The sequence below is a fragment of the Rhodococcus sp. TAF43 genome (assembly GCF_052113525.1).
GTDB lineage: Bacteria > Actinomycetota > Actinomycetes > Mycobacteriales > Mycobacteriaceae > Prescottella.
Genome location: NZ_JBFRDL010000045.1, coordinates 1 through 24,271 on the forward strand (window position 1 = coordinate 1; position 24,271 = coordinate 24,271).

Here is a 24,271-nt window from a genome sequence, read left to right on the forward strand (position 1 = left end):
GTATTACTCGGTATTACTCAATGGACCGGATCTCCGACTCGGCCGGCGATTGGAGGACACGTGACTGTCATCGACGACAACCTGGATGTCTCGGCTTCGAGCGTGCCACCGACCATGGCCGAGCGGATCACGCTGATCCTCGATCAGTTCGACGGCGCCGGCACCCGGCTGACCGCGGAAGAACTGGTCCAGCTGACCCGCATCCCCCGGTCCACCACACATCGGATCCTGGACCAGCTCACCCAACTGAACTGGCTTCGCCACAACCGCTTCGGATACCGCCTCGGCTGGCGGGCGATCGCCCTCGGGCGCAGCACCGAACGCGACGAACTTCGGGCCGTCGCCGCCCCACACCTGCATCAACTCCATCTGCGGACGCGACTGATCACGCACCTGTCGGTGCTCGACGGCCGTGACATCGTGTGGCTGGACAAGGTCGGCGGACGCTGCGCAGACTCCATCGCCACACGCGTCGGTGACCGCAGCCGAGCGGATCGCACCGTCGAGGGGCGCTCGATGCTCGCGCTGTTGCCCCCGGAGCACGTCGACGCGCTGTATCGGGGTGCGCTGGCGCCGGCGGCGCTGTCGGACCTGCATCGGCAACTGGGGATCATCAGGACCCGCAGCGGCCGGGCTTGGGACACCGATCCGTCCGGCGTGCTGTCAGTTGCCGCCGCCATGTGCTCCGGCGAAACCGATTCGGCCCAACTGGGTTGCATCTCGCTGCGCGGCCGGGTCCACACGGATCAGCTGCAGCGGGCCCTGCCGCTGCTCGCGGGGGCGACACGGATGATCTCGGCACGAATCGCCGAGGGATGAGGGAAGAAGACCGAGGACAAGCTCGGTACTCGAAGTGGTGGCCAGAGCCGGGATCGAACCGGCGACCTTCCGCTTTTCAGGCGGACGCTCGTACCAACTGAGCTACCTGGCCGGAAGACACCCGAACGAATGTCTGTCGCATCGAACCGTTTCCGACTCGAATGAGCGACCCTGACGGGACTCGAACCCGCGACCTCCGCCGTGACAGGGCGGCGCGCTAACCAACTGCGCCACAGGGCCTTGCTGTTACTGCTGGTGGAACTGTACTGCTGCCACGGGAGCCGGCACATGCAAGGGCTTGCATGCGAAGACTCCGCGATCGAGTTGTCATCCTCGTTGCGGAGTCTGTCGACTTCCTGTGGTGGCCAGAGCCGGGATCGAACCGGCGACCTTCCGCTTTTCAGGCGGACGCTCGTACCAACTGAGCTACCTGGCCGGACGGCACCCGAACCGAATGCCTATCGCGCCCCACCGTTTCCGGTGAGACAAAGCGACCCTGACGGGACTCGAACCCGCGACCTCCGCCGTGACAGGGCGGCGCGCTAACCAACTGCGCCACAGGGCCTTGCTGTTACTGCTATTCAACTGTACTGCGTACTTCAACGAGCGAAGCGTACCCCCTACGGGATTCGAACCCGCGCTACCGCCTTGAAAGGGCGGCGTCCTAGGCCGCTAGACGAAGGGGGCCCGTCGGATTGCTCCGGCCAGTACCCTCAACGGCGTTCCGTTGGGAGCTTGCATAGCTTAGGGCACCGATTTCGCAAACCACAAATCGCCTGATCAGGGGCCGCAAAGGCGGAATCACTCCGGCCCTGCGGCAACCGTCTCCACCGGCCATCCCTCACGGCGCCACTTCTCCAGCCACGCCTCCGACGCCATCCCCGCGAGAACCACCTCGAGCGTCTCCTCGAACCTTGCCCGCAGGTCGACCTCCTGCGCCGTGAGGTCGGACATGTACCGCTGGCCGGCCAGACCGGCCGCGAGGACCCGCGTGAACTTCTCCGCGTCGGCGCCCTCCCGGACCAACCCCTCGCGGCTGGCCCTCTCCACCAACTCGTGAGCGGAACCACCCCACACGCTCGCCCCGCCGTTCTGCACGTCGGAGTAGAACTCCGGCTCGATGATCAACCGGAACTCCGCCTGCACGATCGCGTCGGACAGGAACATCCGCGCAACGTCGTCGATGAGACCGTGCAGTACCTCGAAGGGGTCGAGATCCGTCCGGCTCATCCACCGGTCCGTCGTCTCCTTGAACTTTTCGAGAGCGGCGCCCAGCACCGCGCGCCCGAGCTCCTCCTTCGATTCGAAGTGGAAGTACATCGCGCCCTTGGTCGCGTGCGAACCCTCGAGGATTGCATTCACCGACGCTGCCGCGTATCCGCGCTTGCTGAACTCGACTGCGGCCGCTTCCACGATCGCAGCGCGAGTCCGCCGCGCACGTTCCTGTTGACGTGCCATTGCGCTACTCGCCTCCGAAAGCCGTAACGCCGGCCGATTGATCGGCCAGCTGCCACCCGCCCGAAAACCAGACTAGTCCCCTTGTGCCCGGGTCCGAAACAGCAATGCCCTGACCTCGGGCTTCGACGACACAGGCCCAAAAACACACCGAATGGTATAATTTTCCCGGCTCGGGTGTGCTGCAGGGGGTGCGCACCCGAGCCGTTCCACAGCCGGAATTCCCCGGCGCCGCACATACGGGCATCTCGTATCCGGGCAGCGGAAAGCTCCGGCCGCGGAAGCGGCCGCACCGCGCGTCGAATCAACTCGTCGACCGATGCCGCGCATCACCCGGAACACCGAGAGCAGAAAACCCCCGCCAGGAAAATCCTGGCGGGGGTCTGAGTGCCCCCAGTAGGGCTCGAACCTACGACCTGCGGATTAAAAGTCCGTAGCTCTACCAACTGAGCTATAGGGGCGTGCGGGCAGCAGTCTAGTGGGATCCGCCGGCTCGTGGGAACTTCGCCCCCGACAATCGCGATCACGACGAGGATCGGTGCAGCGCCGGAGTATCCGGCCGTCGGTGTACCGGCGAGGGAGAGTGTGCCGCACCGTACACCGACGACCGCCCTCCCCCGAGGGTTCGACGAAGGGCCCTCATCGGGAAGAAATGGCGAACGCCCCGTCTCCAGACTGACGGGGCGTCCAGCAGAACCGTCGACAGCACCCGAAACCGACGGTCGACCTCTGCGCGAAGAGGCATCAACAGATCACCACACCGCACCGGGTCACGGAAGGCCTGACGCGGATATCGGGAGCAAGGACCCACGAACGAGGGACGAAGGGCCCACGGTCCCGGACGATTTCGGCTCAGCGCCGCCGGCGAGCCAATTCGGCGTTCAAGCGCTCGTCGTACGCGACCGCCAGTTCGCGCAGCGCCGTGGGGCAGTCGCCGTGGAAGGCCGGACCGTGCATCAGTCCCAGCACGGCCGGGTCGAGGTCGGCGAGTTCGGACAGCGTCGACCCGAGCGCCGGGGTCAGCGCCGTCGCGTGCCCGAGGTCCTCCGCGGCCAACGCCGGTTCGACGATGTCGTGTTCGGTCTGTGCGGGCAGTTTGCCGAATGCGGTGAAGAAGTCCCCACACAGCAACGTCGACGTCGTCTCCTCGAACATCAGGCCGGCGTCCCAGCCGTGCGGAATGTGCGGGGTCTCGATACGCCGCACCCGGCGGCCACCGATGTCGATGACCTCGCCGTCCTGCAGTGGTCGGGGCGGGCGATCGGCGAGGTATCCGACCTGGACGAAACACCCCATCGCACCGTGCGCCACCTCGGCATCGGGAGCCGCTGCCAACCAACGGTTCATCGAGCCGCTCTCGTCGGCCTCGACGTGTCCGAACGTGATCCAGCGCAGCGTTTCGACAGGTAGCAATCGGGCGGCCGCGACCGAGACGGAGGGGAACAGTACGGGCAGACCGGTGTGGAAGAGCAACGGCTCCTCGCCGAGGATCAGGAACTGGTTCATCACCAGATTCGCGTCGTCGACGAACGTCGACAGACGGAAGATGTCGGCTGCGATCTCGGTGATCTCAGTGGCCTCGGTATCCACGGCTCTACCTCACAAACGCGCCCCCTGCCCAGACTGCGCCGACGACGGGTTCGGTGCAAGACGAGGGCGCGCCGACCGACCTCGCGCGACGGGCGATCACATCTCTGGCCCCGGCGCCTCCCCCGACGACTCCGGCTCCCGCTGATGAAGATCGGCGCGCAACTCCGTCAACTCCTCGCCGCGTTTGCGGTACCGGACGTTGAGGAACACGACGGCCGCGAACACGAGAACACCGATGATCGCTCCCCACAGCGACGCTCCGCGGAACCCGGGCGCGTCGACGTCCAGCGTGCGTTCACCCGCGTGCGCGGCACTGCTGCCACCCAGGACCACTGTGAGCGTCAGCAGGTTCGGGATCGCGAACACGAGGCCGAGCACCAGACTCGTGAACACCCAGACCCGCGCGTGCTTGCGATGACGCGAGCGCCACGCGAGATAGAACAGCAGCAGCGGAACCGCCGTGCACAGCGCCCCGTACAGCAGCCCCCACGTGATGCCCTGGGCAAAGCTGCCCGACGACAGCGAGCCGACACGCTGCGCCCACCAGCGCGGCAGGAATGCGGCCAGGATGAAGTACGCGACGACCAGTGCCGCCAGGATCACCCCGGCCCAGATCGCCTTCCTCGCCCACGGAGGCATCCCTGCCTTGGACGGTGTGGTGGTGGAGGTGTCGCTCACTTCGGTCCTCCCGTCGTCGGCGCCCCGTCCTCGGCGAGAACGATGCGCGCCAGGGTCTTCGGCGCGATCAGCGTGTACGACGTGCGTAGCCACTCACGCAGTTGAGCCCACCATTCCTCGCCGCCGTCGGGCGGCACCGCGGTGGAGACCCAGCCGTGTCGACCCAGTCCGTAGCCGGCCGGCTCGATACCGGACTCGGTCGCCACGACCGCTGCGGCCTCGTCCACAGGCAACTTGAACGACAGGCTCGTCGCGTCGGCGTCGCTGAAGACGAAGTTCTTGCCCCGCACGCGGAAACTGGGGTGCCCACCCCACTCCTCGATATCGACCCGCTGAGCCTCCGGCAGTTCGTCGACGATCCGCTGCAGTCGGCTCATGTTCGCGACCATGGCGCGATTGTGTGCCTCCCGCACGCACGGCCGCAAGACTTTCGACGGGACGATGCGGTCTCTCGATGGTTCGATGGGGCGGTGACTCGAACACCGGCGACCACGAACACGCGCACTCGCGGCATCACCGCCGTCATCGAGGGGTTCTTCGCCTTCATGTGGTTCGGCTGGGGATCGGCCGAGGCGCCCGACTGGCTCCGCACGGTGCTCCTGGTGGGTCAGGTGGTCGCCGGACTCGTCGTGATCGTGGGCATCATGACGGCGGTCCGCAGCACCGGGGAACACACTCCGATGGCCGATCCACAGGTACGACGGCGGTACAACGTCGTCGTGGGCGCCGAGTTCGGGGTCCTCTTCGCCGGTGCGATTCTGCTGGGATCGCTCGGGCTCGGGGCGTGGACCGCGGTGTGGATCTGCGCCGGTGTCGGTATCCACTTCTTCCCGTTGGCCCGAATGTTCGGCGACCTGTGGCTGGTCCCGCTGGGCGTGGCAGTCACCGCGATCGCGGTGGTGGCGCTCGTCGTCGGGCTGGCCACCGACGTCGCACCGAGCACCGTCACCGGACCGGGCGCCGGACTGCTGCTACTCGTCGCTGCCGTCGCGGTGCTCGCGACGTCCCGGCCCGCCGGCCGACGCCCGGACGCGTCGACCCGGTCCGGGGCGCGACTGCCGGAACATCCCTGAGGCTCCCGCTACTGCGATCACCAGCAGCACACCGACGAACCCGACCGTCGCCGGYCAGCCGCCCCACGCATAGGCGACACCCGCCGCGGCCCCGGCGACACTCGACCCCAGGTAGTACGAGAACAGGTACATCGACGACGCCTCCGCGCGATGCTCGGTGGCGAGCAACCCCACCCATCCGCTGGCCACCGAATGCGCGGCGAAGAAGCCGCCGGTGAACAGCAGCATCCCCAGCAGGACCAGCGGCAGCAACGGCGTCAGCGTGATCACCAGCCCGGCCGCCATCACCGCCACCGCACCGAGCAGGACCGTCGCACGCCCGAATCGGTCCGCGGCGGCGCCCGCCGCAGCCGACGTGTAGGTGCCCGCGAGGTACATCAGGAACACCAGACCCACCAGCGCCTCGGGCAGTGAGAACGGCTCCGCGAGCAGCCGGAAGCCGAGGAAGTTGTAGGCGGACACGAAGCCGCCCATCAGCAGGAACCCCAAGGAGAACAGCGTCGCGAGCGCCGGATTACGAAGGTGTCCAGCCAGATTCGCGAGCACGATGCGCGGATGCACGCGCTGCGGCCGGAAGTTGCGCGACGGTGGGAGCTTGCGGGTCATGACCACGGCGAGCACCAACGCCAGCACCGACGCCGCCTCCATCGCCCAGCGCCACGACGCGACGTCGAGCACCGCCGACGGGACGAGCCGGCCCACGAGACCGCCGATCGTGGTGCCCGCGATGTACCGACCCATCGCCGATCCCAGATCGCGGGAGCCCACTTCCTCGGCGAGGTACGCCATCGCGACCGCCGGAATCCCGGCCAGTGCCATCCCCTGCACGGCCCGCCCGACCAACAGCACCTCGATGCTCGGACTCAGGGGCACCAGCACCCCGAGCACACTCGACACCGCCGCGGAGGTCACCATCACCCGGGTGCGGCCGAAACGCTCCGACAGCACGCTCGCCGGAATGATCGCGACGGCCACCATGCCGGTCGTGACCGACACCGCGAGCGCGGCCACCGCCGGGGCCACCCCGAAGTCGTCCGTCAGCGCCGGCAGCAGCGCCTGCGCCGAGTACATCGAGACGAACGTGGTGAGTCCGGCCGCGAACAGCGCGAGGGTGATCGCGCGGTACTCCCGCGATCCTCGGGTCGGGCGATCGTCGCGCGGGTTCGTCGCCCCCGCGACCGTCTCTCCCGCGACCGTGTTCTTCATGCATCTGCCTCCGTCGACCATCTTCGCGATGCGACGTAGACAAAGGAAATGCATTTCTCAACAGCTGTTGATGCATCCTGTGCATAAGCTTGCGGGGTGGAACTGATCGAGAGCCTGCGCTGGTTCGTCGCACTCGCCGAGACCGAGCAGGTCACGGCCGCGTCGGACATGCTGCGCATCTCCCAGCCGACGTTGTCGCGTCGCCTGGCCCGGCTCGAACGCGACCTGGGCGTCGCACTGTTCGACCGCCACGGACGCCGGCTCGAGATCAACGACAGCGGGCGGGTGCTCCTCGAGCACGCACGCCGGGCCCTCACCGAGCTGTCGACAGCGCAGCGGGAGATCGCGACACTGGGCAGCCCCGACGGTGGAACCGTGCGGCTGGGCTTCCTGCATTCGTTCGGAACCTGGCTGGTCCCGGAGGTGCTGCGGGCCTATCGCGACGAGCGCCCCAAGGTCACGTTCTCCCTCTACCAGGACGCCGCCCAGGCCCTCGTCGACCGCGTCGTGGAGGGCCGCGACGATCTGGCGTTCGTGTCACCGAGGCCGCGGACGCCGCAGGTCCAGTGGGCCGCGGTCACACACCAGCGACTCGCCCTCGCGGTCCCGGCCGGTCACCCGCTGAGCAGCAGCACCTGCCTGGACCTCGGCGCCGCGGCCGACGAACCGTTCATCGGGATGCACGAGGACTACGGGATGCGTCGCATCTTCGACGAGTTGTGCGCCGAGGCGGGCGTCGTGCCGACCGTGGTCTTCGAGTCGAGCGAGCTGGCCACCATCGGCGGCCTGGTGTCGGCGTCGCTCGGTGTCGCGGTGATGCCGTGGCAGGAGCCGCACGCCTGGCCCGAGGGCGTGACGCTCGTCCCCCTGCGCGGCGCCGGACGCGATATCGGCATCGTCTGGGCGAGCGGACGGCCACTGCCGCTCGCCGCGGAGCGGTTCCTCCGATTCACAGCAGATTCACAGTGGGGAGAAGCGTGGAAAACGGGCTCCCCGAAGGTCACCGACGTGTAACGTCCGACACAGACGACACGGTGAACTCGGTATCGGCGAGGCCACAGGGGACGTGCCGCCCCAGGGGGATTACGCAGCGGCATCCACTGCCACCCGGCCCCCTTCCCTTCGAACCTACGGTACCGTAGGTTTGCAGTACGTTCCCCGAGGAATGCGTGTCCCCCAACTCGTTACGGAGGCAGAATCGGATGTCGCGGGATCTCACCCAGCTCGAGCTGCTGCAGGAGCTGCAGCCTGTTGCCGAAGAGAACGTCAATCGGCATCTCTCGATGGCCAAGGATTGGCATCCGCACGATTACGTCCCGTGGGACGAGGGCCGTAACTTCGCCGCGATGGGCGGCGAGGACTGGGATCCCGAGCAGTCTCGCCTGGGCGAGGTCGCCAAGGCCGCGATGATCACCAACCTGCTCACCGAGGACAACCTCCCCTCCTACCACCGCGAGATCGCCGAGAACTTCTCGCGCGACGGCGCCTGGGGCACCTGGGTGGGCCGGTGGACCGCCGAGGAGAACCGCCACGGGATCGTGATGCGCGACTACCTCGTTGTCACCCGCGGCGTCGACCCGGTGGAACTCGAGAACGCCCGCATGATCCACATGACCAACGGCTACAACTCACCGGCCGGCGACAGCGTAGGCCTGCTGCACTCGGTCTCGTACGTGACGTTCCAGGAACTCGCGACCCGCGTCTCGCACCGCAACACGGGCAAGGCCTGCCAGGACCCGGTCGCCGACAAGATGCTCCAGCGCATCGCGGCCGACGAGAACCTCCACATGATCTTCTACCGGAACATCTGTGGCGCGGCGATGGACATCGCACCCGATCAGACACTCAAGGCCGTGACCGACATCATCAAGAACTTCCAGATGCCCGGCGCCGGTATGCCGAACTTCCGCCGCAACGGCGTGCTGATGGCCAAGCACGGCATCTACGACCTGCGTCAGCACCTCGAAGAGGTCGTGATGCCGGTGCTCCGCAAGTGGAACGTCTTCGATCGCACCGACTTCACTGCGCGCGGCGAGGACACCCGCGAGGAACTGGCGGTATTCCTCGAGGATCTCGAGAAGCAGGCCACCAAGTTCGAGGAGATGCGCGACCGGTCGCTGGCCCGCGAGGCCGCGCGCGCCGAGAAGGCCTCCTGACAGGTCGCCACCTGCCCCGTTGCAGCTATCCTGTGCCCGGTACCGGATTCGGTACCGGGCACAGTCTTTTCTCCCGTAGTAGTTATCCCGAGGTCTTCATGTCACCCCTTCGCATCGGCCCCCTCGAGCTGGGCAGCCCGGTCGTGCTGGCCCCCATGGCCGGCATCACGAACGTCGCGTTCCGCACCCTGTGCCGTGAACTCGAACTCGAGCGCGCCGGAAGCACGTCGGGCCTGTACGTCTGCGAGATGGTGACGGCGCGCGCACTGGTCGAGCGGCATCCGGTGACGATGCACATGACCACGTTCGGCCCCACCGAGACGCCCAGGTCGCTGCAGCTGTACACCGTCGACCCCGAGATCACGTACGCCGCCGCGAAGATGATCGTCGACGAGAACATGGCCGACCACATCGACATGAACTTCGGCTGCCCCGTCCCCAAGGTCACCCGCAAGGGCGGCGGCTCGGCGCTGCCGTACAAGCGCCGCCTGTTCGGGCAGATCGTCGCCGCCGCGGTGAAGGCGACCGAGGGCACCGACATCCCGGTGACGGTGAAGATGCGCATCGGCATCGACGCCAAGCATCACACGCACCTCGACGCGGGACGCATCGCCGCCGCGGAGGGTGCCGCCGCCGTCGCGCTGCACGGCCGCACCGCGTCGCAGCGCTACTCGGGCACCGCCGACTGGAGCGAGATCGCCCGGCTCAAGGAACACGTCACCGACATCCCGGTGCTCGGCAACGGCGATATCTTCGCTGCCGAGGACGCCGCGAAGATGATGGCCGAGACGGGCTGCGACGGTGTCGTCGTCGGACGTGGCTGCCTGGGCCGACCGTGGCTGTTCGCCGAGCTCAGCGCCGCCCTCAACGACAAGCAGATCCCGACGCCGCCGACGCTCGGCGAGGTCGCCGCGATCATGCTGCGGCACGGTCGGCTGCTGGCCGACCACCACGGCGAGGACCGCGGCATGCGCGAGATGCGCAAGCACATCGCGTGGTACATGCGCGGGTTCCCGGCCGGCTCGGAACTGCGCAACGGGATGGCCCGGGTGTCCTCGCTCGCCGAACTCGAGGGCTTCCTCGGCCAGCTCGACCCGACGGTGCCCTTCCCCAAGGACGCCGAGGGCCCGCGCGGCCGCCAGGGTTCGCCCGGCACCGTCGCGCTGCCCGACGGCTGGCTCGACGACCCCGAGGACACCCTCGTCCCCGAGGGTGCCGACATCATGCATTCCGGCGGATAGCCCCGGCCGATCAGCACCGACGCCTAGACTCCGGAGAAGCTGCAGATCCTCGAGGATTCTTCCGGAGGGAGACGTCGTGGCCGCTTCACCCACCRATTCCGATGCCTGGCCCGCACTGCGGGTCTCGGACTGGGAACCCACCCGCGACACCCTGCACATGTGGACGCAGATCGTCGGCAAGGTCCGTCTGGCCCACACCCCGCTGGTCAACCACTGGTGGCAGGTGCCGCTGTACGTGAGCGCGCGGGGACTGACGACGTCGGCGATCCCGTACCGCAACCGCGTCTTCGACATCGAGTTCGACTTCTGCGACCACCGCCTGACCATCCGTGACAGCAACGGATCGGCGCGGGGTTTCACGCTCGAACCGATGCCGGTCGCGAAGTTCTACACCCTGATCACCGGCGCGCTCGACGAGTTGGGCATCGAGACACACATCACGGCGACCCCTAACGAGGTGGTCACGGCGATCCCGTTCGCCGAGGACACCGCGCACGCGTCGTACGACGCGCACGCGGCCAACCTGTTCTGGCGGCAGCTGATCCAGGTCGACCGCGGGATCCACGAGTTCCGGTCCCGTTTCCTGGGCAAGGTCAGTCCGGTGCACTTCTTCTGGGGCTCGTTCGACATGGCGTGCACCCGATTCTCGGGACGCACCGCGCCGAAGCATCCGGGTGGCGCACCCCACTGCGGCGACTGGGTGATGGTGGAGGGCTACTCACACGAGCTGTCGAGCTGCGGGTGGTGGCCCGGAGGCGGCGAGGAAGGCGCGTTCTACTCGTACGCCTACCCCGAGCCCGACGGTTTCGCCGACTACCCGGTGGCGCCCGACCAGGCGTTCTACAGCACCGAGCACCGCCAGTTCCTGCTGCCCTACGAGGCCGTCCGGACCGCGGACGACCCCGACGCGACGCTGCAACGATTCCTGCAGACCACATACGAGGCGGCCGCCGACAACGCCGACTGGGATCGCGCCGCGCTCGAGTGCGATCCGCGGCGGTGGCGTTCGAGCCGCTGATCTTCGCGCGCCCGCCTCCAACTGCGACAACCGAACTCCCGCGCGCGCACTGATGCCACGGAGGTCATCCATCAGTATCATTGCGACGTCGTCGAGCGACGGTACTTTTTTGGAGGCGGAGAGGTCAGGGCGAATCGGTGGGTGACGAGCACAATCCCGGTCACGCCGCGCCGGAAGGCCGAGCGCCCTGGGAGCGCCCTCTCGCCGACAGCACCTATCGCGAAGCGCAGGCCCGCAGACACGGGCGTCACGAGTCCGATCCGGGAGCGATCGACACGCCCGGATCCGCGGGCCGACGCGCGGACGACGGCGACACGAGTGAACGGCTGTCCGTCGCCGAACTGATGGAAAAGATGGGCCGGCCCGCGGGCCGGGCCTCCCGCGGGCGGCGCGCCCGAGCGGACGAGGACGACGCCCGAGTCGCCGGCTACGGTTCCGACGTCGACCCGATGGACGATCAGGACCCGACCGAGATCATCCCGTCCGTCACCGACGACGACTACCTGTTCACAGAGGATCCCTACGACGACCCCGAGCCGTCCGCCCCGAACTGGGTGGAAGAGGCCGTGACGACCGCGTCACCCCAGGCCGTCGGCAACCCCCAGCCGACCAGGCTCGCCGCGAGCAAGACCCGCAGGCAACGCAAGCTACTGCTGTTCGGACGGTCCGCCGTCGCGCTCGTCGCGGTCATGGCGCTGCTCGCGACCGGCGTCGTGTGGGGATACCTGAGGACCACCGAGGGCCGGTTCTCGCAGATCGCCGCACTCGACACCGACTCCACCGACATCATCGACCCCGGCGGGCAGACCGGCGACGAGACGTATCTGATCGTCGGCACCGACACCCGCGCCGGAGCCGCCGGAGCGGTGGGCGCCGGCACCGTCGAGGACGCCGAGGGCGCCCGCGCGGACACCGTCATGCTCGTCCACGTCCCGGCCGATCGCAGCCGCGTCGTCGCGGTGTCGTTCCCCCGTGACCTCGACGTGGAGCGGCCGGTCTGTCAGGGCTGGGACAGCACGACCGGCGAATACACCGACGAGACGTACCCCGCCGCCGACGGCGACAAGCTGAACGCCACCTACGCACTCGGCGGACCGAAGTGCCTGGTGAAGGTGATCCAGAAGATATCCGGTGTGAAGATCCGCCACTTCGTCGGCATGGACTTCGCGGGCTTCGAGAACATGGTCAACGAGGTCGGCGGCGTGAAGGTGTGCGTCCCGCAACCACTGATCGACGGTGAGCTGGGCACGATCCTGCCGACGGCGGGCACCCAGACCCTCGACGGCAAGAAGGYGCTCGACTACGTGCGCGCCCGTCACGTCGAGGCGGAGGGCAACGGCGACTACGGCCGGATCAAACGCCAGCAACTGTTCCTGTCGGCGCTGCTGCGTGAGGCGATGTCGAGCAAGGTGCTGTTCGATCCCACCAAGCTCAACGGCTTCATCAACGCGTTCACCCGGGCCACGTTCGTCGAGAACATCGACACCAAGTCGCTACTCACGCTCGGCCAGTCGCTGCGCAACGTCGACGCCGGCGCCGTCACGTTCATCACCGTCCCGACCGCCGGAACCAACGAGTGGGGCAACGAGATCCCCCGACTCGACGACATCAAGGACATCTTCAAGGCGATCATCGACGACGAGCCCCTCCCGGGCGAGAAGCGCACCGAGGACACCAAGAAGGACGCCGCGCCCGCCCCGGACCGCGCCGTCGACCAGCTCGCGCTGAGTCCGGAAGAGGTGACGCTCCAGGTATCCAACGGCTCGGGCGTCTCCGGGCTGGCCGCCACGACCGCCGACCAGCTCGCCGCGTATGGGTTCCAGATCTACAGCGTCGGCAACTACACCGGCACCAGCAGCCAGACCGTCGTCCGGTTCTCCCCCGGCCGCGAGGCCGAGGCTGCGACCGTGGCGTCGTCCATCCCCGGTGCGGTGCTCGAATCGGTATCCGGCCTCGGCAACATCGTCGAGGTGGTTCTCGGCAGCGAGTTCGACCGCACCCTCGTCGCCCCCGTCGAGGCCGGCACGCCCGTCGACGCCGGGCACGCACGGGTCGGCGCCGACGAGGAGATCGAGCTGCCCGCCGACCTCGCAGTCACCAACGCGACGGACAATCCCTGCACCTGACCGCCGGAACTGCGCCTGGCATTCACCCACCGTTCACCTGACCGTGGTGACTTGGTTTCCGCTGCACCGTAGGCTGTGACCTCATGCGCGTCGCTTACAACGAACAGATGACCGAGCTCGCCGACACCCTCGGCGAGATGGCGGGCTTGGCCGGGGCGGCCATGGAGAAGGCCACCCAGGCCCTCCTCCACGCCGATCTGGGTCTCGCCGAGCAGGTCATCGGCGAGCACGAGAAGATCACCGAGCTGAGTGTCGTGGCCGAGGAACGGGCGTTCGCCCTCCTTGCCCTGCAGGCCCCGGTCGCCGGCGACCTGCGGTCCGTCGTCAGCGGTATCCAGATCGTCTCCGACATCGACCGCATGGGTGCGCTCGCGCTGCACGTCGCCAAGATCACGCGCCGCCGGCACCCCAACCACGTCCTCCCCGAAGAGGTCAACGGCTACTTCGCCGAGATGGGCCGGATCGCCGTCGCGCTCGGCGCCGGCGCCAAGGAAGTCCTCGAGACCCGCGATCCCGAACGTGCAGCGAAGATGCACGAAGAGGACGACGCGATGGACGACCTGCACCGCCACCTGTTCAGCGTCCTCATGGACCGGGAGTGGTCGCACGGTGTCGCAGCCGCCGTCGACGTGACGCTCCTGGGCCGCTTCTACGAGCGCTTCGCGGACCACACCGTCGAGGTCGCGCGCCGGGTCATCTTCCTCGTCACCGGCAAGATGCCGGTCGAACCGAGCAACGACTCCGACGACCTCACGTCGTACCCGGAGCTGTAGAGCCCCCAGCACGATCGGCGCGGGGCCCGGCACCGGCCGGACCCCGCGCCGTCTGCGCTACCGGGTCCGCAGATCGAACATGTTCGGATCGGTGACGACGACGTCACCGTCGAACGTCATCCGGTACATCATCGAATTCGACACGCGCTGGAAGATGCCGAACGGCTCCACCGCGTTCGGTGTCCACGCCGGGACCAGGCCCAGCATGTCGATGTCCGTGGCGTTCTGGAATCCCTGCATCACCGCGGACGCGTCGATCGTGTCGAGGGTCTGGGCGACCTCACCGAACGCGCGCACCGACAGCCACGAGAAGATCTCGGTGCCGTTGAGGTTGGCGCGTTCCAGGTTCTCCTCGCCGGACGCGGACATGTCGTCGAGGAACGGGACCAGCCCCGGGAACTGGTCGGTGCTCGACGACGGCGCCGGCACCGGGCTGGTGTAGATCGACGACGTCGCGAACGTACCCAGGTCCTGCAGGTCGGCCTGCGTGAATCCGGTTGCCGCCAGCGCGAATCCGAGTTTCGACCCGAGCTGTTCGAACGCGTCGGCCATCTGGTTGGCCTCGGTGGCGGGCAGCGCCATGATGACGCCCTGCGCTCCGTTGCGCTCGGCCGCCGCGATGAACTGCGTGTAGTCGGTCGCACCGGCACCCACCGCGACCTCGTTGACGATCTCGGCCCCCTTCGCCTTCACCGCGGGCGTGAGCATCTGGCTGAGCATGGCCGCGACCGGGACGTCCGGGCGCATCAGCGACAGCTTGGTCTTGCCCTGCGCGACGAGCGCGTCGACATTGGCGTAGAGCGTGAGCAGCGACCCCGCGAACGGCGTGAACACGTTGGCCGCGGTGAAGTCCGCGATGTTCATCGGGTTCATGCCGATGCGCGGGATACCTGCCGCCGCGAGGATCTGCGACACCGCCTCCGGCGACGCCGGGGTGAAGTCGGCCAGCGTGGCGGTCACGCCCTTGCCGACCATGTCGTTGGCGCAGTCGACCTCCTTGTTGGGATCGCCCATCGAGTCGCACTGGATCAGCTCGAGTGGCCGACCGGACACGCCGCCGCGGGAATTGAGGGCCTGGATCGACGCCGTCATGCCGGCCGCCTGGCTGGCCACCGACACGCCACCCGCCTCGATCGCGAGGATCTGGCCGACCTTGATCGGATCGCCCGTCGCGGCATTCTCGGCGGCGTCGGCGGAACTGTCGTTGCTGCAACCCGAGGCCACGAGGCCGACGGTGGCGAGGGCTGCGATCGCCGGAGCAAGGGTCTTCAGTTTCACGTGATGTCCTTCTCGATAGGCGCTGCACTTCCGGACGAGATGTGGAGCCACGGATCGCGAAACCGTCCCCCTCGGCGCTGTCCGCACCTCCTATCCGGCTTGCCGCAGGAGCGTAGTGAAACTTCGAGCAATGTTTGGGCGATTCGGACAATTGCAGTGAATGCGCAGATAGCTGCCATTGCAAACGACCGAGTAAGACATGAGGCTTATCCTCGGTTATCACCTCGAACGCTCCGGGCCCGCCAACACTGCGGCCGACCTCGCCGGCGGCGGGCATGATCGAGAGGTGATCGACTACCGGACCGCGCGCCTGGCGGCGGGAGTCTTCGCTGCAATCTGCGGACTGTCGGGAGCACTCGGCCTGCTGGCCTCGGCCGTGAGCGTGGAGAACCGGTTCGTGGTCCTGCTGGCGGGACAGACGCCGACACTGCTCGTCATCGCACTGGTCGGCGCCGCCGTCGCCGCGTTCGCCGGGCACTGGGCCGTCCAGGCGGCCTGCCTGGTCGTCTGCGCCGTCGGCGTCGGGGTTCTCGCCCCGCTGTACATCCCCGGCGCGGACGGTGCCGCGACGCCGGACCCGTCCGGTCCGTCGGTGCGAGTCATGCAGGCCAACACCAAGATCGGCCGCGCCGATCCCGCGTCCCTGGTCCGTACCGTGCGCGACCGCGGCGTCGACGTCCTCACCGTCCAGGAACTCACCGACGAGTCGATCGACGGACTGCAGGCCGCCGGCCTCGACGACCTGCTGCCGTACCGGTTCGTGGTGTCGTACGGCCCGGGTGGCGAGGGCGGCGGCATCTACAGCCGCTTCCCGCTGTCGAACACCCGCAATCTGGAGGGCTACCTGTCCGCGAACCTCACCGCGGATCTCGATGTGGGGCTACGAGAACCCGTGTCCCTGTTGGCGGTTCACCCCGCGCCCGCCTACCTGTTCCCGGCGCAGCTGTGGGCGGCGGAACTGCGCGGCCTGCACGGCGAGATGCTCGCGGACGCGCCGCGCGACAACGTCATCGTCAGCGGAGACTTCAACGCGAGCTACACCCAGCGCCAGTACCGTGAGCTGCTCACCGACGGCTACACCGACGCGGCCGACCAGGTGGGCGCCGGGCTGCTGCCCACCATGCCGGCCAACCGTCGGCTCCCCGCGTTCACGGGCATCGACCGCATCATCACCAAGGGCGCCGCGGTGACCGCCCTCGAGCGCATCGAGATCGTCGGATCGGACCACCACGGACTCGTCGCCGACGTCCGGTTGGCCGTTCCCGCGGCCGTCCYTGCGCCGCAGAACGGAACGCGGACCGGGGCCTAGCCGAAGCGGCCGGAGATGTAGTCCTCGGTGGCCTTCTGGGTGGGGTTGGAGAAGATCTTCTCGGTGTCGTCGATCTCGATGAGCCGGCYCGGCTTGCCGGTGGCCTCGAGGTTGAAGAACGCCGTCTGATCGCTCACGCGCGCCGCCTGCTGCATGTTGTGCGTGACGATGACGATCGTGAAGTCCTTCTTGAGCTCGGTGATGAGGTCCTCGATCGCGAGCGTCGAGATCGGATCCAGCGCCGAACACGGCTCGTCCATGAGCAGCACGTCCGGCGAGACCGCGATGGCGCGCGCGATGCACAGACGCTGCTGCTGACCACCGGACAGGCCACCGCCCGGCTTGTCGAGCCGGTCCTTGACCTCGTTCCACAGGTTGGCGCCGCGCAGCGACTCCTCCGCGACCTCGTCGAGCTTCTTCTTGTTGCGCTCGCCCTGCAGCTTGAGGCCGGCGACGACGTTGTCCCGGATGGACATGGTCGGGAAGGGGTTCGGCCGCTGGAAGACCATGCCGATCGTCTTGCGGACGCCCACCGGATCGACGGACGAGCCGTAGATGTCCTCGCCGTCGAGCAGCACCGAGCCCTCGACGCGCGCGCCCGGGGTCACCTCGTGCATGCGGTTGAGGGAGCGCAGCACCGTCGACTTGCCGCAACCGGACGGGCCGATGAACGCGGTGACGCTGCGCGGGGGCACCGACAGCCCGACATCGGCGACGGCGTGGAACTTGCCGTAGTAGATGTTGACGTCCTTGAGATCCAGACGCTTGGCCATTACCGGCTCCCTACTGATGTGAGCGCTAGCTCGAGTATGTGCTGACGAGATTCGGGGGATGCGACGATCGCGGCGATCGCCTCCGATTCGGTGCTCACTTGTTGCGCACCGAAGCGAAGTGACCGATCGTCTTCGCGACGATGTTGAGGACCGCGATCAACAGGATCAGGGTCAGTGCCGCACCCCAGATCCGGTTGGAGCCGGCATCGGTCGGGTTGTTCATCTCCGCGACCATCACGCCGGGCAGCGTGCCCATCTCCCCGCCGAACAGGTTGAAGTTGATGAACGGCGCGTAGCCCACCAGGATCAGCAGCGGCGCGGTCTCGCCGAGCACGCGGGCCAGGGCCAGCATGACGCCGGTGATGATGCCCGGCAGCGCGGTGGGAACGACGATGCGCGCGATGGTCTTCCACTTGGGCACACCCAGCGCGTACGACGCCTCGCGCAGATCGTTCGGCACGATTCGCAGCATCTCCTCGGTGCTGCGCACCACGACCGGCACCATCAGCAGCACCAGCGCCAGCGACACCGCAAACGCCGACTTCGGGAAGCCGAACGTCGCGATCCACAGCGCGTAGATGAACAGGGCCGCGACGATCGACGGGACACCGGAGAGGATGTCGACCATGAAAGTGGTGAGCTTGCCGAGCCGCGAGTTGCCCGCGTACTCCACGAGGTAGACGGCGACGAACAGGCCGAGCGGAACCGACAGCGCCGCACACACCAGTCCCTGCATCAGGGTGCCGATCAGCGCGTGGTAGATACCGCCGCCCTCGGCCGAGGCGGACAAACCGCTGAGCGAGTTCGTGAACCACGTCTGCGACGTGACGGCACCGATGCCCTTGACGATCACCGTCCACAGCACCCACACCAGCGGCACGAGCGCGACGAGCACGGACAGGGTCACCAGCACGGTGGCGGCGACATCGGTGAAACGGCGGCGGAATCCGACGCCCTGGAATGCGGGCGCCTTGATGGGCTTGTCGAGAACGCTGGTCATCGGTCAGTCCCTCTTTCCGGCGATCGCGGCGCGGGCCGCCGCGTTGACCAAGAAGGTGAGTACGAACAGGACCAGGCCGGCGGCGATGTAGGCGCCCGCCTGGATGTTGTTGTTGAACTCGGCGTAACCGAGGGCGATCTTGGACGCGATCGTCGATCCGCTGTCGAACACCGACCAGCTGAACGCCTGCGACGTCGTGCGCAGGATCATGTACAGCGCCATGGTCTCGCCGAGCGCGCGGCCCAGGCCGAGCATCGAGCCACTGATGTAACCCGACTTGCCGAACGGGATGACGGTGGTGCGCACCACCTCCCAGCGCGTGGCACCGAGCGCCAGCGCGGCCTCGATGTGTGCCTTGGGCGTCTGCCCGAACACCTCGCGGGTCACCGCAGTGATCACCGGCAGGATCATCACCGCGAGCACGATGCCGGCGGTGAAGATCGTGCCGCCGCCGCGGATCGAGCCGGAGCCGTCCGCGAAGATCGGGATCCAGCCGAGGTTCTCGTTGAGCCACACCGCAACCGGGGCGATCGCCGGGGCGAAGATCAGCAGGCCCCACAGGCCGTACACGATCGACGGCACCGCGGCGAGCAGGTCGATGACGTAGGCCAGCGGTCGAGCCACCTTCTTCGGCGCGTACTCGGTGAGGAAGATCGCGATGCCGAGCGCCACCGGCATCGCCAGCACGAGCGCGACGAGCGAGACCATCACCGTCACCTGCAGCAGGTCCAGGACACCGAACGCCATCGAGTTGATGTTGTCGGTGTTCCACTCACGGCTGGTGAGGAAGTTGACCTCGTTGCGCTGCAGCGCCGGAATCGCGCGCCAGATCAGGAAGAAGCCGACAGCGGCAACCAGCAACGTGATGAAGACCGCCGACCCCGACGCCAGCGATCCGAAGATCCGGTCGCCGGGACGGGTGACCGTCTTGCGCTTCGTTGTCTCGGGGGAAGTGATCGGGACCTCCGGGGTGCCGTTCGGACCGCCCACCCCGGCCCCGCCGTCCGCGGGGCCGGAGGCGCGTGGTGTTGACCGTGTGCTCGCGTCAGTCATCTGCGCTCACATTCTCTGTCTGAATATAGATGGGCGGTCCGAATGGCGACGGGTCCGATCAGGCGATCGCGGAGATCGACTCGTTGATCTTGGCGCGGAACGACTCCGGCAGCGGCACGTAGCCCTGCTCGGCGAGGGTCTGCTGACCCTCGTTGGCGGCGCTGGTCAGGAAGGACTTCACGGCCGCAGTGGTCGCGGCGTCGTAGCCCTTGGAGCACACGACCTCGTAGGTCGCGAGAACCAGCGGGTAGGCGCCGGCTTCCGTGGTGCCATAGATCGACTTCAGGTCCAGCGTGAGGTCACCGGTGCCCGAGCCCTTGAACGACGCGTTGGCGATGGCCTTCGACGCTGTCTCCTGCGACAGCTTCACCGGGCCGGAGCCGGTGTCGATCTGGGCGGACGGCAGCTTCTGCTGATCCGCGAAGGACTTCTCGACGTAGGTGATCGAACCGGGCGCGGTGGCCACGGCCTGTGCGACACCGGCGGAGCCCTTGGCGCCTTCGCCGACACCACCCTTGAAGTCCGAGCCCGCGCCGGCGGTCCACGCACCGTTGGAAGCAGCCTCGAGGTACTGCTGGAAGTTGTCGCTGGTGCCGGACGAATCCGAACGCACGATCGGGCTGATCTTCTCGTCGGGCAGCTTGACGCCGGAGTTCAGCGCCGCGATGGCCGGATCGTTCCAGTTGGTGATGCCACCGTTGAAGATCTTGGCGATGGTCTCGCCGTTGAGCACCAGGTTGTCGACGCCGTCGAGGTTGTAGGCGATCGCGACCGGGCCGAACACGAGCGGCAGGTTCCACGCGTCGTTGCCCTGGCAGCGGGCCTTCGCCTGATCGGCCTGCTCGCCCTTGATGGCGGAGTCGGAGCCGGCGAAGTCGATCTGGTTCGCGATGAACTGCGTGCGGCCGTCACCGGAACCGCTGGGGTTGTAGGCGACGTTGACGTTCTTGCCCTTCTGCTGGCAAGCCGCGATGTAGGCCGAGGTGAACTCGTCCATCGCGTTCTTCTGCGCGGACGAACCCGCACCGGAGAGCTTGTCCTTGCCGTCGCACAGGGCGGTCGACGCCGACGTGTCGACGGTGGACGACGCGGCATTGTTGTCGCTGCCGCACGCCGTCAGAGACATCGCCGTCACGGCACCGACTGCCACCATTCCGAGCAGTGCGCCGTTTCGCTTGAGGTTCACCCTTGTCCTCCGCTGGTCTAGCGTCTCGCCCGACTCCGGGCGGCATGGGAAGCGCGAATCACGCGTGACTCGCACCGGGCGACCGACTGCCACCCAGGCCAGAAACGTAAGGGGCGCCGGTAGCCAACTGGACCCGGTTCGGTGAACGGAAGGTGAACTCCCGAGAGAAATCTTCGGAGGGGATCGTCACACCCACCCGAACCTGCACGAACAGCCGTTATCGGGACGGGGTGGCGTACGCGACGTCGACGTGGAACCGCTCGAATGCGAGCCGCTCGTACGTGTGCAGCGCCGCGGTGTTGTCGCCCTCGACGTACAGCAGCACCGTCTCCAGGCCGCGGTCGCGCAGGTAGTGCAGCCCGGCCAGCGTCAGCACCCGGCCGAGGCCACGCCCCTGCGCGTCGGGGCCGACGCCGACCACGTACACCTCGCCGAGCGCCGGGGTGTCGTTCTCGGGTGCGTGCACCTTGGTCCAGTGGAAACCGAGGAGGCGGTTCGGGTCCCCCGCAGCCCCCTCTGCCGGGTAGGCAAGGAACAGCCCCGCCGGATCGAACCACGGTTCGGCGCGGCGCTCGTCGACGTCGCGCTGCGTCCAGCTCCCCTGCTCGGGATGCCACGCGAAGGCGGCGGCGTTGACCCGCAACAGCTCCGCGTCGTCCTCCGGTCCGCGATACGTGCGCAGCGTGACCCCGTCCGGCACGACGACGTCGGGCAGTTCGGGGGTCGCGAGCGGCCGGCGCAGCTGCAGCAGCTCACGTGCGCCGACGAGTCCGAGCCGGCGCGCGACCGCGACCGCGGCGGGGAGGTTGCCGTGCGCCCACACCCGGGTGCCGGGACCACCGGCCTCCAGAGCCTCGGCCACCAGCCGTCCACCGATCCCGGCCCCGCGCTCGGCGGGGTCGACCACGACCTCCGCCATCGCGGGATGCTCACCGTGACCGGGCTCGAGTTGCGCATACCCGACGACCCGACCGTCCGAGGTGGACACCAGGTGGCGGACCGAGCCGGCCGCGGTGAGCGCGCGCACGGCGTGCTCGGACACCGGCGCCGTACCGTCCGCCGCGGTGGCCCGTTCGATCATCGCCCGCACGGCCTCCGCCGGCGGTGAATCGATCCAGTCGAGCTGCTGCGTGGCCATCTAATACGCCGATCCGTTGGTGGGAGTGAGGTCGGGGTCGTCGGAGTCGGCGTCGCCGAGGTCGTCCGCGGCGGCGGCCTGCCCCGGCCGGTTCGACGGCCGCGCGGGACGCACGGCCTTGTAGCCGACGTTGCGGACCGTGCCGATCAGCGACTCGTACTCCGAGCCGAGCTTCGCGCGCAGCCGTCGCACATGGACGTCGACCGTGCGGGTGCCGCCGAAGAAGTCGTAGCCCCACACCTCCTGCAGCAGCTGCGCCCGGGTGAACACCCGACCGGCGTGCTGCGCGAGGTACTTGAGGAGTTCGAACTCCTTGTAAGTCAGATCGAGGGGACGACCCCGCAGTCGTGCGGTGTACGTCCCCTCGTCGATCACGAGCTCGCCGAGCGTGATCTTGCCGGCGGATTCCGGACTCGCCACACCCCCGTTGCGGCCGACCAGCAACCGCAGTCGCGCGTCGAGTTCCGCCGGGCCGGTGGTCGGCAACAGAATGTCGTCGAGACCCCAGTCCGAGTTGACGGCCACCAGGCCGCCCTCGGTGAGGACCGCCACGACCGGGACCGCCGACCCGGTGCTGCCGAGCAGTCGGCACAGGCCGCGCGCGGCCGCGAGGTCGGTGCGGGCGTCGACGAGCGCCACATCCGCGGATCCCGCCTCCAGCAGGGACGACACCTCCGTCGGAGCGGGGCGAACGGAATGTGACAGCAGCGCCAACGAGGGCAGCACCGCCTCGGGGTTCTGGTCGGAGGTCAGAAGCAGTAGCTCCACTCCACCTCCCTCTCTCGCGGCACGAATGCCGGCGGAAGAGCCGACACCGAGTGGACCGACGTTCTTGTTTCGGGGACAGATTAGCGCGAGTTTGCGCAGGACCGCCGCACCGGTCCTCGGCGAGGCCGGTAAGAATGATGTGGTGCGGAAACTCATCATCGGACTGGTGTGCCTCGTCGGACTCGTCGTCGTCGTCGACTTCGGCGCTGCCGCCTACTCCGAATACCGCGTCTCGCGCGCGCTCCGCGAGGGCGGCTCCCTCACCGCCGATCCCGAGGTCACCATCCACGGTTTCCCGTTCCTCACCCAGGCGCGGAACGGCAAGTACGACAACGTCGAGGTCCGCGCCCGGCAGGTGCCGAACGACATGATCGGCGAGGTGACCATCGAGGCGACCCTGAACGGCGTGTCGGTGCCGGCGTCGGCCCTGCTCGACGGCTCGGTCCGCACCGTCCCGGTCGATCATCTCGACGGCCGGATGATGATCGACGCCACCGACCTGGGGCGGTTCCTCGGCATCCCTGACCTGCAGGTTTCCGCACCCCCGGCGAGCAAGTCGGACGGCACCGGGGGTTCCGGCGGCTCCGGCTCCCCCACCACCGGCGGGATCGTGCTGACCGGCACGGTGCCGGTGGGTCCGCTGCAGACGTCGGTGAGCGTGCAGGCCGACCTGGTGCTGCGCGGCGAGCAGTTGGTGATCGTGGCGACGGACTTCTATTTCGGGCCGGAGGGCGAGGCCGACTTCACGGTGCCCGCACCGCTCCGGCAGGGGGTACTCGACCTGTTCACCAAGACGATCGATCCGCAGTCGCTCCCGTTCGGTGTCATGCCCACCGAGGTCTACGCGGAGGGCTCGCAGATCGTCATCGAAGGGTCCGGCGACAACGTCGTCGTCAACCTCGACGAATTGAAGACGAAGCAGTGACCGCAATCACCATCCTGGTCATCGCGGTCGTCGCGACGCTCGCCGTCGGGCTGATCCTGCGCGGCCGCGCCGGTAAGGTCCGCGCATCCACGCCCGCCCCCACGGCCGACGCGGTGGACGACGCGTGGACCGCACAGCTCGCCGCGGCCGGCGTGACGGCCACCGGGCGACCGATCGTTCTGCACTTCTCGGCCGACTGGTGCGGGCCGTGCGCCGCGGCGCGCCGCGTGATCGGGCAGGTACTCGAGCGCCTCGACGCCGACACCGACGGCTCACCCGACTCCCCCACCGCCACCGAGGTGGAGCTCGATATCGACGAGCACCCTTCCCTCGCAAAGACACTCGGTGTCCTGTCCCTGCCGACGACGTTCATTCTCGACGGAGCACTGGTCGAGCGCTTCCGAATTTCCGGTGTGCCGTCGGCCACGGACCTCCAGTCGTCGATCGAGACCCTCCTCACATCCGGGGATTCAATTTCCTGAGAAACCGGGTACGCTGCACCACGTGTACGCCAACCATGAGCTGATGCTCACCCGTCGCCGCGCAGTCGATCTGTGCCGCCTCGGTGGTTGTTGCTGTCCCTGCTGTTGATCACGCAGACGGTCGATCTTTCTTCCCAGCGTTCTCGCTGACGGACCCGTCCGTGATCGGTGAAACCCCGAAATCCGGTCCCTGCCGCGTTCCCACGTCGGCATGTCAGCACTCG

General features: G+C 68.0%; 24 protein-coding genes and 6 tRNA genes. 12 read left to right on the plus strand and 18 right to left on the minus strand.

Annotation, left to right across the window (positions count from 1 at the left end; all coding sequences use genetic code 11):
- Positions 1–60: 60 nt before the first annotated feature.
- The gene (locus tag AB4Z09_RS22155) at positions 61–819 is read left to right on the plus strand and encodes an IclR family transcriptional regulator (RefSeq protein WP_174908373.1); all 759 of its coding nucleotides are present in this window, start codon (positions 61–63) and stop codon (positions 817–819) included.
- A gap of 35 nt (positions 820–854) precedes the next feature.
- On the opposite strand, the gene AB4Z09_RS22160 is transcribed toward AB4Z09_RS22155, so the two are convergent.
- From AB4Z09_RS22160 to AB4Z09_RS22205, 10 genes are all read right to left on the minus strand, one after another.
- A tRNA-Phe gene (locus AB4Z09_RS22160) sits at positions 855–931 on the minus strand.
- A 54-nt stretch (positions 932–985) separates the two neighbouring features.
- Positions 986–1,059 (minus strand) — tRNA-Asp (locus AB4Z09_RS22165).
- A gap of 119 nt (positions 1,060–1,178) precedes the next feature.
- Positions 1,179–1,255: transfer RNA gene (locus AB4Z09_RS22170), tRNA-Phe, on the minus strand.
- Between the two features lie 55 nt (positions 1,256–1,310).
- Positions 1,311–1,384, minus strand: a tRNA-Asp gene (locus tag AB4Z09_RS22175).
- Positions 1,385–1,433: 49 nt separating this feature from the next.
- Positions 1,434–1,506 (minus strand) — tRNA-Glu (locus AB4Z09_RS22180).
- A 114-nt stretch (positions 1,507–1,620) separates the two neighbouring features.
- Entirely contained in the window at positions 1,621–2,277 is a 657-nt protein-coding gene (locus AB4Z09_RS22185; RefSeq protein WP_114720842.1) for a TetR/AcrR family transcriptional regulator, read from the minus strand.
- A gap of 385 nt (positions 2,278–2,662) precedes the next feature.
- Positions 2,663–2,735, minus strand: a tRNA-Lys gene (locus tag AB4Z09_RS22190).
- Positions 2,736–3,126: 391 nt separating this feature from the next.
- Positions 3,127–3,864: an MBL fold metallo-hydrolase gene (locus AB4Z09_RS22195; RefSeq protein ID WP_174908371.1), complete on the minus strand. Its 738-nt coding sequence runs from the start codon at positions 3,862–3,864 to the stop codon at positions 3,127–3,129.
- A 96-nt stretch (positions 3,865–3,960) separates the two neighbouring features.
- Complete coding sequence (locus tag AB4Z09_RS22200) at positions 3,961–4,503, minus strand: hypothetical protein (protein WP_114720999.1); 543 nt, start codon at positions 4,501–4,503, stop codon at positions 3,961–3,963.
- A gap of 35 nt (positions 4,504–4,538) precedes the next feature.
- On the minus strand, positions 4,539–4,931 hold the full coding sequence (locus AB4Z09_RS22205) for an MmcQ/YjbR family DNA-binding protein (protein WP_174908369.1): 393 nt from the start codon (positions 4,929–4,931) through the stop codon (positions 4,539–4,541).
- 81 nt (positions 4,932–5,012) lie between these two features.
- On the opposite strand from AB4Z09_RS22205, the gene AB4Z09_RS22210 reads away from it, so the two are divergent.
- Positions 5,013–5,615 carry a hypothetical protein gene (locus AB4Z09_RS22210; RefSeq protein ID WP_174908367.1) on the plus strand — a complete coding sequence of 201 codons (603 nt, stop codon included), beginning with the start codon at positions 5,013–5,015 and terminating at the stop codon, positions 5,613–5,615.
- On the opposite strand, the gene AB4Z09_RS22215 is transcribed toward AB4Z09_RS22210, so the two are convergent.
- Positions 5,514–6,821 (minus strand): MFS transporter, encoded by a 1,308-nt coding sequence (locus tag AB4Z09_RS22215; protein ID WP_442240670.1) that lies wholly within the window; start codon positions 6,819–6,821, stop codon positions 5,514–5,516. The two genes, AB4Z09_RS22210 and AB4Z09_RS22215, sit on opposite strands and share 102 nt — an antisense overlap.
- Before the next feature lie 96 nt (positions 6,822–6,917).
- Here AB4Z09_RS22215 and AB4Z09_RS22220 point away from each other — a divergent pair, with 96 nt between their 5' ends.
- The 6 genes from AB4Z09_RS22220 (at position 6,918) to phoU (ending at position 14,135) form a co-directional block, all read left to right on the plus strand.
- Complete coding sequence (locus AB4Z09_RS22220) at positions 6,918–7,835, plus strand: LysR family transcriptional regulator (RefSeq protein ID WP_442240671.1); 918 nt, start codon at positions 6,918–6,920, stop codon at positions 7,833–7,835.
- A gap of 188 nt (positions 7,836–8,023) precedes the next feature.
- Positions 8,024–8,977 (plus strand): acyl-ACP desaturase, encoded by a 954-nt coding sequence (locus AB4Z09_RS22225; RefSeq protein ID WP_114720830.1) that lies wholly within the window; start codon positions 8,024–8,026, stop codon positions 8,975–8,977.
- 98 nt (positions 8,978–9,075) lie between these two features.
- The gene (gene dusB, locus AB4Z09_RS22230; RefSeq protein ID WP_442240672.1) at positions 9,076–10,218 is read left to right on the plus strand and encodes a tRNA dihydrouridine synthase DusB; all 1,143 of its coding nucleotides are present in this window, start codon (positions 9,076–9,078) and stop codon (positions 10,216–10,218) included.
- A gap of 157 nt (positions 10,219–10,375) precedes the next feature.
- A complete protein-coding gene (locus AB4Z09_RS22235) occupies positions 10,376–11,236 on the plus strand; it encodes a DUF5996 family protein (protein ID WP_442240716.1) in 861 nt (286 codons plus the stop codon).
- A 137-nt stretch (positions 11,237–11,373) separates the two neighbouring features.
- On the plus strand, positions 11,374–13,362 hold the full coding sequence (locus AB4Z09_RS22240; RefSeq protein WP_442240673.1) for an LCP family protein: 1,989 nt from the start codon (positions 11,374–11,376) through the stop codon (positions 13,360–13,362).
- Positions 13,363–13,445: 83 nt separating this feature from the next.
- Positions 13,446–14,135 (plus strand): phosphate signaling complex protein PhoU, encoded by a 690-nt coding sequence (gene phoU, locus AB4Z09_RS22245; RefSeq protein WP_114720818.1) that lies wholly within the window; start codon positions 13,446–13,448, stop codon positions 14,133–14,135.
- Between the two features lie 57 nt (positions 14,136–14,192).
- Here phoU and AB4Z09_RS22250 read toward each other — a convergent pair whose 3' ends face one another.
- Entirely contained in the window at positions 14,193–15,413 is a 1,221-nt protein-coding gene (locus tag AB4Z09_RS22250) for an ABC transporter substrate-binding protein (protein WP_442240674.1), read from the minus strand.
- Between the two features lie 199 nt (positions 15,414–15,612).
- On the opposite strand from AB4Z09_RS22250, the gene AB4Z09_RS22255 reads away from it, so the two are divergent.
- Positions 15,613–16,722, plus strand: a complete 1,110-nt coding sequence (locus tag AB4Z09_RS22255) for an endonuclease/exonuclease/phosphatase family protein (protein WP_442240675.1) — start codon at positions 15,613–15,615, stop codon at positions 16,720–16,722.
- Here the strand turns inward: AB4Z09_RS22255 and pstB are convergent.
- The 6 genes from pstB to AB4Z09_RS22285 all read right to left on the minus strand — a co-directional run bounded on the left by pstB (position 16,719) and on the right by AB4Z09_RS22285 (position 22,640).
- Positions 16,719–17,495: a phosphate ABC transporter ATP-binding protein PstB gene (gene pstB / locus AB4Z09_RS22260; RefSeq protein WP_442240676.1), complete on the minus strand. Its 777-nt coding sequence runs from the start codon at positions 17,493–17,495 to the stop codon at positions 16,719–16,721. The genes AB4Z09_RS22255 and pstB overlap by 4 nt on opposite strands.
- Before the next feature lie 94 nt (positions 17,496–17,589).
- Positions 17,590–18,495: a phosphate ABC transporter permease PstA gene (gene pstA / locus AB4Z09_RS22265; RefSeq protein ID WP_114720806.1), complete on the minus strand. Its 906-nt coding sequence runs from the start codon at positions 18,493–18,495 to the stop codon at positions 17,590–17,592.
- A 3-nt stretch (positions 18,496–18,498) separates the two neighbouring features.
- On the minus strand, positions 18,499–19,548 hold the full coding sequence (pstC, locus tag AB4Z09_RS22270) for a phosphate ABC transporter permease subunit PstC (RefSeq protein WP_114720803.1): 1,050 nt from the start codon (positions 19,546–19,548) through the stop codon (positions 18,499–18,501).
- A gap of 58 nt (positions 19,549–19,606) precedes the next feature.
- Positions 19,607–20,734, minus strand: coding sequence for a phosphate ABC transporter substrate-binding protein PstS (gene pstS, locus AB4Z09_RS22275; protein ID WP_114720801.1), 1,128 nt, complete (start codon positions 20,732–20,734; stop codon positions 19,607–19,609).
- Positions 20,735–20,951: 217 nt separating this feature from the next.
- Positions 20,952–21,872: a mycothiol synthase gene (mshD, locus tag AB4Z09_RS22280; protein ID WP_174908354.1), complete on the minus strand. Its 921-nt coding sequence runs from the start codon at positions 21,870–21,872 to the stop codon at positions 20,952–20,954.
- On the minus strand, positions 21,873–22,640 hold the full coding sequence (locus AB4Z09_RS22285) for a winged helix-turn-helix transcriptional regulator (protein WP_114720795.1): 768 nt from the start codon (positions 22,638–22,640) through the stop codon (positions 21,873–21,875).
- A gap of 142 nt (positions 22,641–22,782) precedes the next feature.
- Between AB4Z09_RS22285 and AB4Z09_RS22290 the strand changes: the two genes are divergently transcribed.
- The 3 genes from AB4Z09_RS22290 to AB4Z09_RS22300 are packed head-to-tail and all read left to right on the plus strand — an operon-like array spanning position 22,783 to position 24,156.
- Positions 22,783–23,565, plus strand: coding sequence for an LmeA family phospholipid-binding protein (locus tag AB4Z09_RS22290; protein ID WP_174908352.1), 783 nt, complete (start codon positions 22,783–22,785; stop codon positions 23,563–23,565).
- Positions 23,562–24,047: a thioredoxin family protein gene (locus tag AB4Z09_RS22295; protein ID WP_442240677.1), complete on the plus strand. Its 486-nt coding sequence runs from the start codon at positions 23,562–23,564 to the stop codon at positions 24,045–24,047. The genes AB4Z09_RS22290 and AB4Z09_RS22295 overlap by 4 nt, the downstream gene beginning before the upstream one ends.
- A 22-nt stretch (positions 24,048–24,069) precedes the next feature.
- On the plus strand, positions 24,070–24,156 hold the full coding sequence (locus AB4Z09_RS22300; protein ID WP_350317252.1) for a putative leader peptide: 87 nt from the start codon (positions 24,070–24,072) through the stop codon (positions 24,154–24,156).
- Positions 24,157–24,271: the final 115 nt, after the last annotated feature.

Bases quoted from the DNA above. Each gene is read 5' to 3' on its own strand.
- AB4Z09_RS22185 (WP_114720842.1), bottom strand. From the start codon at position 2,277: ATGGCACGTCAACAGGAACGTGCGCGGCGGACTCGCGCTGCGATCGTG.
- AB4Z09_RS22200 (WP_114720999.1), bottom strand. From the start codon at position 4,503: ATGCCTCCGTGGGCGAGGAAGGCGATCTGGGCCGGGGTGATCCTGGCG.
- AB4Z09_RS22205 (WP_174908369.1), bottom strand. From the start codon at position 4,931: ATGGTCGCGAACATGAGCCGACTGCAGCGGATCGTCGACGAACTGCCG.
- AB4Z09_RS22225 (WP_114720830.1), top strand. From the start codon at position 8,024: ATGTCGCGGGATCTCACCCAGCTCGAGCTGCTGCAGGAGCTGCAGCCT.
- dusB (WP_442240672.1), top strand. From the start codon at position 9,076: ATGTCACCCCTTCGCATCGGCCCCCTCGAGCTGGGCAGCCCGGTCGTG.
- AB4Z09_RS22235 (WP_442240716.1), top strand. From the start codon at position 10,376: ATGTGGACGCAGATCGTCGGCAAGGTCCGTCTGGCCCACACCCCGCTG.
- phoU (WP_114720818.1), top strand. From the start codon at position 13,446: ATGCGCGTCGCTTACAACGAACAGATGACCGAGCTCGCCGACACCCTC.
- pstA (WP_114720806.1), bottom strand. From the start codon at position 18,495: ATGACCAGCGTTCTCGACAAGCCCATCAAGGCGCCCGCATTCCAGGGC.
- pstC (WP_114720803.1), bottom strand. From the start codon at position 19,548: ATGACTGACGCGAGCACACGGTCAACACCACGCGCCTCCGGCCCCGCG.
- mshD (WP_174908354.1), bottom strand. From the start codon at position 21,872: ATGGCCACGCAGCAGCTCGACTGGATCGATTCACCGCCGGCGGAGGCC.